Genomic DNA, 9,900 nt, shown 5'->3' with positions numbered 1-9,900 from the left:
CCCCCATCGAGTTCGCAACCACCCCTCCGCGTCTTGTACTGTTTGCGGCGGAGGATTCGCCTAGTGGCCTAGGGCGCACGCTTGGAAAGCGTGTTGGGGGCAACCCCTCACGAGTTCGAATCTCGTATCCTCCGCCAGTGCCTCACCGGGCACGACGTCGAAGGGCCCCACCGCTCGCGGTGGGGCCCTTCGACGTTGGGGGGGTGCAGTTGCCGTGATCCGTGCTTTCTATGATGGCGATGCCCCGCAAGAGATGCCGGGCAGTCATGGGGATGCAGCATGGATCACCTCTTCACCGTGTCGGGGCAGAAGGCGACTCCGGTCACGCGGACCGGGTTGGCGGCGGAGGGCCTGGAGGAGCGGCGGGACCTCCAGGAGTGGGTCATTGCCCACCCCCAGGTGCTCGGTGAGTCCGTGCTGGTCGTCACGGCGGAGTTCGACCGCTGGGCCGACTCCGACGGCGTCCCCGCCAAGGACCGGTTGGACGTGCTGGGCCTGGACGCGACCGGGCGGCTCGTCGTGGTGGAACTCAAGCGTCGTAGGGCAGACCGAGACGTCCACCTCCAGGTGATCACCTACGCGGCCCTGGTTTCCCGGTTCGACCTCGATAGCCTTGCTCAGGCACACCACAGGTTCCGCAAGAACCGGGGTGAGACGGTGACGGAGGGCGATTGCCGGCAACGTCTGCTCGACCACGTGGACGGCGAGTGGGATCCGGAACTCCTCCGGCGCCCCCGGCTCGTCATCATCGCCGCCGATTTCCCCAAGCAGGTGACCCACACCGCCGTGTGGCTCTCGGAAATGAACCTGGACATCGACCTGATCCAGGTCGGCCTGTGGAAAGCGGAGGGACACCTTGTCGCCGGCTTCGCCAAGGTGTATCCGACGCCGGAGGTCGAAGAATTCACCCTGGCCCCGGCCCGGATCGGATCCGAGGCCGCGGCCCTCAAGATCAAGGAACGCTCACGCGCACAGGACGCCGTGCGCGAACTCGTCAGCGCCGGAATCCTGCCGGACGGAACACGGCTGCGCCTGAGGCCGCAGCACCGCGTGACTGAGGAGATCCGGCAAGCGATCACCGCTTGGGCGGCCGAAGAGGTCGGCCGCACAACGGTCCGGTGGGCGAACACCACTACCGACCAGCTCACGTGGGATGCGGACGGGCAGAGTTACTCCGCCGGTCATCTGACTGAGCACATCTTCACTACCGTGACGGGACGTTCCCCTTCCAGCATCCAGGGCACCACCTGGTGGGTAGTCGATGCCGACCATGTCCCGGAGGGTGTCGACCCCGACGAGTGGGCTGCCCTGGCGGACACCGACCTGGCTCAGTTGGCCAAGCAGGTACGAGGCGACGTATCCGTGGGTAGGGACTGGACGGATTTCCACACCGTGCTGGCCGCCATACCCTCCGGGCGCTGGACGACGTACGGGGACCTCGCAACCGCTATCGGCAGTCACGCGCTCCCCATCGGTACGCACATCGCCAATTGCGAGGACTGCCCCAATGCCTGGCGAGTGCTCACGGTCAAGAGACGCGTCAGCCCCAAGTTCCGCTGGCTGGACTCCGAGCGTACGGATACCGCGGCGGACCTCCTGCGTAAGGAGGGCATCGTTTTCCACGGAGACATGGCCGACCCCGGCTCCCGCATGACGCCGGAAGAACTCAGCCGGTCACTGAGCGGATGACATCTGCCCTTGTTTCGCGACCCTCACCTGCGCTGGCGATAAGCACACCTGACGTGTTCGACAGACAAGAAGTGCTCTCCATGACTCAGCGCGGCCGTCTGCGTTCGGCCGTGGTCGTGTAGCCGCTGAGGGCTGTCCCGCAGTCGGACGTGCACAATGTCCGTGTCCTTCTCTGACAGTCGGCACGAGAACGGTAACGGACTCCAGCGTACGACGGGACGAAGAATTGGAGAGCGCGTTGGGGTCAACCCTCACGAGTTCGAACTCAGAGGTCGCCAGCCTGGCCCTTGGTATTTCTACGTGCCGCCCGGTTCACAGGCACGTTGCGTCTCCGGTCTCCGCCAAACCGCCAGCTCAGGTACGGCTTGCGGGCCAATGCCGCGAGCGCGTCTGCGGCTTGCACTGTCTCGTAGTGATCCTTACCGAGCACGTCGCGGCGAGCGACGAGCACCTTTCTCATCTCGGCACGCGCCACCGGGGGAGAGCCGAGGACCGCCCAGCAGAGTGCCCAGTTGTAGTGAGTGCGGAGAGTGGAGGGGTGTCGCCCACCCAGGCTGCGTTGCTCTTCATCGAGGATCCGGCGCCACCCCCGGTGAGCCTCCACGTGCTGGCCTCGCTGTGCCGCAATGTGCACCCTCTCATGCCGGGTGGACAGGAAATCGGTGAGGCGCCCATCCAGTCCCTGTTTTCCGTACTCCTCCTCCACCTCGCTGAGGATCGACTCGGCTTGCTCGACCTGACCGATTTCCACCAGAATCTGGCCAATCTGATGCCGAGTCTGCAGTGTTTTGTAGTGACCGTTCCCCAGCAGATCCTGCTCGGCCAGCCAGATATCCATGAAGTCCATGAAGGCCCTGATTGAGTTTCCCCTCAGGCTGTGGATGGAGGCGACGTCATAGCGGGTGACCAGGACTGATGGGTGCCAGGCAGGCAGGTAGGAGCGCTGCTGCCGCAGCACCTCCAATAGGACAGTGAGTGCCTGGTCGAGATGGCCTCGATGCCACAAGATGACGCCTAGCTCATGGCGGATGATGGCCCGACTGAAGGGCGCGGCTTCCAGGCAGTCCGAGAACTCCACCGCTCGGCGGGAATGCTTCTCTGCCTCATCGAGACGTCCTGCCTCACGGAGAATCGTGGCGAGATGATGATGAGCCTGCATGCCGAGATAGGGGAGGTGCGGCTTGCCGTCCATCTCCGCGCATAGCTCGCGTGCCATTTTCTCTCCCGACTCCAGAAAGCCGCGCTCCGAATGGATCGCAACAGCCAGCGCGCGAGCCGAAAGGAATTCGACACTATCCGTTCCGAGTGAAGAATCGGCTAGGCGGCAGGCAGCCGCAGCCGTGGCGTCCGCCTCGTCCAGGCGAGACATGTGCCAGGCCCACTCTGCCGCATTGAGTTCGACCCGGTAACGGACTCGGTCGTTGGGTGTGAAAGCGGTCAGTCGCGTACGAAGAGCCGCAGCACACCTGTACGCAATTTCGTACTGACCGACCATTCTCAGGTAGCGACTCAAGTACATATGCGTATCCACGACGATTTCGAACAACTCACCGTGCGATGGTGGGAGCCGGCCCGCCACCGTCATCATGTGAGGGACCGCGAGGTGCCATTGTGCGGCGATCTCCTCGTCCTCGGTATCCCGCAGAGCTCCAAGGCAACGGACCGCGGCACCCCAGGTACGGACCCGGTGGGGGGAACGTTCCAGATGCGCAGCGTTCACTTCGGCGACCAGAGGGTGCACAACCACGCACCGGTGCCGCCGCACGTCGCCAGTCTGGCGATAGAACGCGTCGGCCTCTACGGAGGAAACGTCGGAATTCTCGTCGGCGATGTCGATCAGGCCGACGGCACTGAGGGCATTCAAAGCACGCTCCACGACAAGGCTGTTCCAGCCGCCACTGTCCGGGCCGTGGGTCCTGCCCAGCACTTTGGGAGAAAGTAGGGCCACTGGTACCGGCCGGGAAGCCCAGCACGACAGAACCCGCAGAATCGGCCTTACCTGAGAGACCCCTTGCTGCTCCAGTGCGTCCAGAGACACCTCCCAGGTCTGCATTACCAGACTCCGGGCGTCATCGGTCGTGGACGAGCGCGGTGAGGTGGCGGCTGCCCGGTCAACCACATTCGGGAAGTCACGGTCGAGTGCGTGACGGAAGGCCGTGAAGTCGCGGATGGGAGAGAGAGGTTGCGCCACGCACAGCCCGGCAGCCCGCAGTGCTAGGGGCACTCCACCCAGCCGCTCGGACAGGTCTTGCGCAGCGTCACGTTCCGCGGGATCCGGTGCGGTGCTGCCGGACAGGGCGAGCAGCATAGCGGCGCCGGCCGGAGGGTCGAGCGGGCCGAGCCTTATCAACTGTGTCCCCGGTGGCCACACGTCTCTATGCGCTTGGCGGGTGGTGACCAAGACTGCCCCGGACGCAGATGGCTCCAGCCAGTTGGACCCCAAGTCTTGGTCGAGCCGCGAGGGATCATCCGCGTTGTCGAGGATCAGCAGCCAAGGCTTCTCGCTGGCATGAAGAGCTTCCCAGGCGAGGTCCGCAGTGTTCAGCCCCTCCAGCGGCACCTCGTCACTCCCGACGTCCCGCTGGCTCAGCTTCCTTGCGATCTGCCGGAACGCCTCGCTCACTTCCGGCCCGCTGGACGCCTGGACCCACAGCACACATACCCCAGCGCTTTTCGCGATGTAGGCAATGGTCAGGGCCAACGCGGACTTTCCGATCCCGCCTAGGCCGCCCAGGACGGTGATGCGGCCCATCAGTGCTGCCAAGTCCCCGCCGCCTAGGTCGCGCAATTCGATGTCTCGCCCGTGCAGTTGCGGCGGCCTGAGATTGATCGGTGGCCGCAGCGAAGGCGTAGGGGTACTGGGTGACTGCAAGCCGTTGAAGTGGACATGGACGCTCCCTGAGTCGAACACGAACTGGTCGCGTCCCGCCTGGATATTACGGCCGGACCCGCCGGATTCCGCGTTTTGCTTGATGTAAATCAGGTCGCCGTCGGGAACCCGCATCGTTACTCCGTATTTCTGGCGCAGCGTTTCGTCCGAGTCAGTCCTTACAACCAGCGGCCCTGGCTGCCGACCGGTCATGAAGGTCAGCGGCCAATGACGTACTGGTCCCGCCCGGCCTGGAAGTTGTTGCCATGGTGGGCTTCGGCAGTCATACGGACCCCGGTAGCTGGTCCTTGTTCCTGTGGAGCGTCTGCCGCGGCGAGCGCGCGGCGCAGGGCGGCGGCATCCGATTCGGCAGACAGCAGCGGGGCGAGGCGGCGCTGCCATGCCTGTGCAAGGTCCTGGACCGCCTGGTCGTCCTGTGCTCCCTGGGTCAGGGTCGTTCGTGTCGCCTCCAACTCCGCAGCGATCGAAGTCACCTCCTCGGGGCGCAGGCGGGCCCACAGTTCGAGAACAGCGCGTTTGGCACCGCTGAAAGCGGCCGAGGCCAAAAGGGCCACTACCGTGCTTCCAGCTGCCTGAATAAAGATGGACAAATCATCTTCCATGACTAACCCTGACGCCGGTCCCTGCTGGTCGAGTAACACATTCTGTCAGCGCGAAGCGGATGTTTCGGGCATTGAACATCCCGAGCCGCGCCGGCCCGGCCTACTGTCACCCCACCGCGCAACGGCTCACCGCCGCAACTACCGAACCCACCGCGAGCGGACATTGCCAGCGAGGAGTTCAGTTCATGGCGTCAGAGCAGAAGCGGCAACGGAACGGGCTGAATGCATCACGCAGGAAGACCCGGTAGCCGTGGGCCATCAAGGAATCGGCAGTTACCCTCGGGCGGCCCGCAGCCTCGCTCCGGACCGCAAATTCAGCAGCACCGTACAGCAACCGCATCGTCCTGCAGCGATACCCTCTCCGCCTCTGAGGTGGCGAGATGACCTCACGGGCCCGCCCTGCCATGAATCCGGGACGAGAGGCTGCGACAGTTACAGCGCAGCACGACAGACGCGCCACCGAGGCCGCCGAGGGTTGCAGTTTGGGTTGCGTTCAGCCCTGTTCAGGGGTGTCCTGAGTGCATCCACCGTGCGCTTTCAGCCCTGGTCAGGACGGTGGCGTACCTACCTGAACCCTCGGACGAGCAGTTGGAAAGCGTGTTGGGGGCAACCCCTCACGAGTTCGAATCTCGTATCCTCCGCCAGTGCCTCACCGGGCACGACGTNCCCCCCCCCCCCCCCCCCCCCCCCCCCCCCCCCCCCCCCCCCCCCCCCCCCCCACGTCGAGGGTTGCAGTTGAGTACTCCAGACACTGGCCGGCCAGAGTTCTCGGGCCTGATCTCATTCACGTACGTCCGCGGACGTTCGAGGGCGCCTCGGGTGACCGTCAGCCCGGTCCGGGAGCGACCTGTCTCCTACTCCGGACGACGGCGCTGCTGAGCGGCTCAGCCTGCGGTCACGGGCGATGGAAGACGTCGAGCGGGCCGTGCTGGGTGCGCCGGCCCGCCGAGAGTTCGGGGTGCTCGGGAACACGCTCACGCAGGATGCCCACGGTGTCCGGCCATACGGTGATCGGCCCTCCGGCACCGGTGAGGACGCTGTCCCAGTCCTCGGCGGCTGTGGCACCGGCCAGATCGACCACGAACCCGAGGCAACCGGCCGGATCCCGGTCGGGGAGGCTCGCCAGCTTTGCCAGCATCGGCTCGCGGGCGGGTTCCGGCAGGTCGGTGAGGGCTAGCGCGACGCTCTGCGTCGACGCGTCCGTTCGCCGGACGACGACCGTCAGGGGCCGGTCGTATCCCTTCCAGCACGTGAACTCGACGCGTCGGTAATCCTCTTCGGCCAGATCGGCACTGAGGCTTTCGTCGCTTACCTTGAGGGGGAGCGGCTTACGGGCACCGGTCGGCGTCTCGCGGAACCCGAAGAGGGAGTTCGTCAGCGGATGGACGGCGGACAGCCCGCACGTGGCCAGGTCACCGAGGAGCCGACGAGCCCTGGCGTCCGTCAGTTTCGGCAGGTACCAGGTGAAGAAGCCGTCGGGCGCGGCGGCCGGCCGGGGCGCGGCGTTCGGGAACTCCGCCAGGAAGATCTCCTTGGCGCGTTCGTGTTCCACTGAGGGGACCGTGTAGCTGCGGGCCCGGATGTGGTCGAGGAACTCGGCGGGCAGGGCCGCGTGGTGGCGTCGTACGTAGTGCGCGAGGTCGATGGGCCAGATCCAGGTGCCATCGGTCATCAGGGACCCAGCGCCCGAGATCCACTTGTCGCCGGTGAGAACGTCCTGCTCGGCGCCCATAGTGCTGTAGATCTCCCGGGCCGACTCCAGATAGGCGACGACGCTGTCCTCGTCCCAGGTGCCGGTGTCGCGCACGGCGTCCCGCAGGCAGGGTGCGTCACCTGTGGGATCCGGACTGCCGGTCTCCCGGTAGAAACCTGCTCGTTTGATCATCGCCACTCCCGTGATCCTGCCGTCACTGGGCCATGGGCAGGTAGATGCGCCAGTAGCCATTGTTGCCGATAGTGGGGGTCTGGTTGAGTCCCAGATCCGGGGATGTACCCACCTTGCTGGTGGGCGCGGTCACCGGCACGCCGAGTTCGTTGGCGATGGTCTGTGCGAGGGGCAGCTCCGGAGGTCTCGTGTCGGCACCGGAGTAGCAGGAAACGAGGCGCACCGGTTCGCCGTGGTAACCGGGATTGCTTCGGATGGCGTCCGCGATATGGGTGGGGTTCACCTCGAAGTCCGTCAGAATCTTTCCGGCCGCGTTGACGCGCCCGGGCGCGAAGACGCCTTGGTCCGTTCCGTGGATGATTACGTCGTGTACGCCCGGGACACGGGCGACCCGTTGCAGGTTGTTCAGGGTGAGCCCGTCGTAGCCCACGGTCGTGCTGTCCTGCCCGAAGTAGACCGGGTCGCCGGAGATCAGGTCGTAGTCGCCCGGTGTAAGCGGTGCCACGGGAATTTTCGAGTCCGGTGACTGAAACAGCTTCCACGTACGGGACTTGCCCATCGCGTCGAGGTCAGCGCTGCTCAGCCGGAGTCCGTTGAGCACGCTCTGCAGGCCGCCGTTCTCGGCGACGACCTTGAGGGTGCCGCCGCCCGCTCCTAAGCCGCCGCCGAAGACCATCCCGAAGAGCGCGGAGTCCGCCGCCTCGTCGAGGCTGAGGCCGTTGCTCTGCCCGGTGGCGATCGCGATGGGTTGGGTGACGGCGAGGTCGACGGTGACCGATTCGACGCCGGCGATGGCGGCGGTGGCGAGTGTGGTGCCGGCGATGGTGGCGACCTCGGCGGTGACGGTCACGCCCAGGGTGGCGGAGAGGTCCACGATCTCAGCAGTGGCAGCCGCAGCAGCGGCTTCGGTGAGTCCTGCGGTGAAGAACGCCAGTGCGGTGCCGGCGACGATGGTGGCGCCGACCATCTCCAGTTCGTGTTCGAGTTGCGTCACCGCGCTGTGGACGCTGTCGGCGTACTGGTCGAGGGCTGTGGCCAGGTCGCGGGCGCCGTCGACCATGTCCTGGAGCCAGCCGCTGTTGCCGTAGTAGTAGCGGCGCCAGAACGGGTCGTCGAAGGCGGAGATCGCGTTGCCCGTGTTGTTCTCGATCAGGGTGCGGGCTGAGGTGTTCGCGGCGGCGGTGAGGGTCTCGACGTCGTCGGCGAAGGTCCGCCATGCAGTGGCCGCGTCCCGCAGACCTCCCTCGTCGGCGTCCGGCCACCACATGCCGGTCAGCTTCATGACGATTTTCTTGGCCTCGTCGGCGACGCTCACTGCAGGCCGCCTCCGGCGGTGTGCGGGGGAGGCTCCGGTTTCGGCCCGTTCCGGCTGAACATCGACCGGACCAGTTCCTCGTTGCCCACGTGGCCGTCCGCCATGTCGACCATCGCGTCGTGGATGCTGGCCAGGCCGAGCGCCAGGACCTCGGCCGCCATCGTCATGCTGGTCACGTTCGGCACGTACTGGCCCTCGAACTGCTTGCCCTGGTCGTCCGCCCCCCACGCTGAACCGGCCGCGGCCAGAGCGCCCTGGAGCTTGACCAGGGCCGTGGCAAGGTACGAACTGTGCATGAGGAACTGCGGTGCCGTCGCCTGCAGGTCAGCGAGCTTGATGTCGAGTATCTCGCCGTCGTCGGCGTCACCCATACGTCATCTACCCCCATGAATCAACGATTCCTCCAGAGCATCAGCTGATCAACAGCTTTTGCCTCCTACCACTCTGGCGAGCGCGCATCGGCTGCGGACAAGAACCGCGACAAGTGGAAAGGGAATGGCCTGAACAGCGGTTTCGCTGGCTTGTGTTCAGTGATGCGCAGTGCTGCCCCATGCCCGGGAAAGGAAACGGTTGTCGAATTCTCACCTGTCCGAGGCCCACGGCAGAAGCTGGCCCCGGCGCCCCCACGCCCTCGGTCTCAGTTCTGGTCTCATTCAGCCGCGTCCGGGTCCGTCCGCCACCCGCCCAGGCATCGGCTCGGTCGCAGGTCAGACCGCCTCCGCTTCCTCCTGGACAGCGTCGTGACCGGTTGGAAAGCGTGTTGGGGGCAACCCCTCACGAGTTCGCATCTCGTATCTTCCGCCAGTGCCTCACCGGGCACGACGTCGATGGGCCCCGCTGCTCGCAGCGGGGCCCATCGACGTCCAGGGCTCGCCAGCGGCGCGGCCATGGTCGGGCGGGCGGCCGTCGGGCCGCTTCCAGGCCCACCCGTGTTGCCTCTACGGTGCGGGGGTGATCGTTTTCCCGCCGCGGCCTGTCCTCTTTGTTGACGTGGATGGACCACTCATCCCGTTCGGCGGGACGCGGGAGCAGTACCCGGACGGCTATCCGACCTACGTGCCGCAGGCTGTCGGTGGGAATCCGCTGCTGGCCAGGGTCGATCCCGCCCTTGGGGCCAAGTTGCTGGCGCTGCCATGCGACTTGGTGTGGGCCGCCACGTGGGAGTCCGAGGCCAACGAGTGCCTCGCGCCGCTCCTGGGACTGCCACAGCTCCCTGTGGTCACCTGGCCGGAGCCGTCCGACGATCCCGAACCGGCCGGCCTGCACTGGAAGACCCGCACGCTTCTCGACTGGGCAGCCGGACGACCCTTCGTCTGGCTCGACGACGAGATCACTGGCGCTGACCGCACCTGGGCCGAGGTCCACCACCCCGCCCGCGCCTTCCTGCACCGTGTCGACAACCGTCACGGACCCACCGCCACGGACTTCGCCGCACTCGACACATGGCTGCGGGCGGGGTAGTCGTCTTCGGGCGCGCTATGTGTGCGAGCCGACGAGGCCGGCGGCCCTGAGCTCGTTC

Annotated in this window: 7 protein-coding genes and 1 tRNA gene; 3 read left to right on the top strand and 5 right to left on the bottom strand. The window is 66.1% G+C overall.

Annotated elements, in window-relative coordinates:
* Positions 1-49 precede the first annotated feature (49 nt).
* Both V7E46_RS06610 and V7E46_RS06605 read left to right on the top strand, forming a co-directional pair.
* A tRNA-Ser gene (locus V7E46_RS06610) sits at positions 50-137 on the top strand.
* 142 nt (positions 138-279) lie between these two features.
* Positions 280-1,689, top strand: a complete 1,410-nt coding sequence (locus V7E46_RS06605) for an endonuclease NucS domain-containing protein (protein WP_333767531.1) — start codon at positions 280-282, stop codon at positions 1,687-1,689.
* Positions 1,690-1,954: 265 nt separating this feature from the next.
* On the opposite strand, the gene V7E46_RS06600 is transcribed toward V7E46_RS06605, so the two are convergent.
* The 5 genes from V7E46_RS06600 to V7E46_RS06580 all read right to left on the bottom strand — a co-directional run bounded on the left by V7E46_RS06600 (position 1,955) and on the right by V7E46_RS06580 (position 8,752).
* Complete coding sequence (locus V7E46_RS06600) at positions 1,955-4,693, bottom strand: tetratricopeptide repeat protein (protein ID WP_333767530.1); 2,739 nt, start codon at positions 4,691-4,693, stop codon at positions 1,955-1,957.
* An 83-nt stretch (positions 4,694-4,776) separates the two neighbouring features.
* A complete protein-coding gene (locus V7E46_RS06595) occupies positions 4,777-5,181 on the bottom strand; it encodes a hypothetical protein (protein WP_333767529.1) in 405 nt (134 codons plus the stop codon).
* 895 nt (positions 5,182-6,076) lie between these two features.
* Positions 6,077-6,988, bottom strand: a complete 912-nt coding sequence (locus V7E46_RS06590; RefSeq protein ID WP_333767528.1) for a hypothetical protein — start codon at positions 6,986-6,988, stop codon at positions 6,077-6,079.
* A gap of 100 nt (positions 6,989-7,088) precedes the next feature.
* Positions 7,089-8,381: a WXG100 family type VII secretion target gene (locus V7E46_RS06585; RefSeq protein ID WP_333767527.1), complete on the bottom strand. Its 1,293-nt coding sequence runs from the start codon at positions 8,379-8,381 to the stop codon at positions 7,089-7,091.
* Positions 8,378-8,752: a hypothetical protein gene (locus V7E46_RS06580; RefSeq protein WP_333767526.1), complete on the bottom strand. Its 375-nt coding sequence runs from the start codon at positions 8,750-8,752 to the stop codon at positions 8,378-8,380. Before V7E46_RS06580 ends, V7E46_RS06585 begins: the two co-directional genes overlap by 4 nt.
* Positions 8,753-9,335: 583 nt before the next feature.
* Between V7E46_RS06580 and V7E46_RS06575 the strand changes: the two genes are divergently transcribed.
* A complete protein-coding gene (locus V7E46_RS06575; protein WP_443054029.1) occupies positions 9,336-9,842 on the top strand; it encodes an HAD domain-containing protein in 507 nt (168 codons plus the stop codon).
* The last annotated feature ends 58 nt before the right edge of the window (positions 9,843-9,900 follow it).

Source organism: Streptomyces sp. IBSBF 2435 (assembly GCF_036815005.1).
Taxonomy (GTDB): domain Bacteria; phylum Actinomycetota; class Actinomycetes; order Streptomycetales; family Streptomycetaceae; genus Actinacidiphila.
This window is presented reverse-complemented; position numbering and strand designations above follow the sequence as displayed.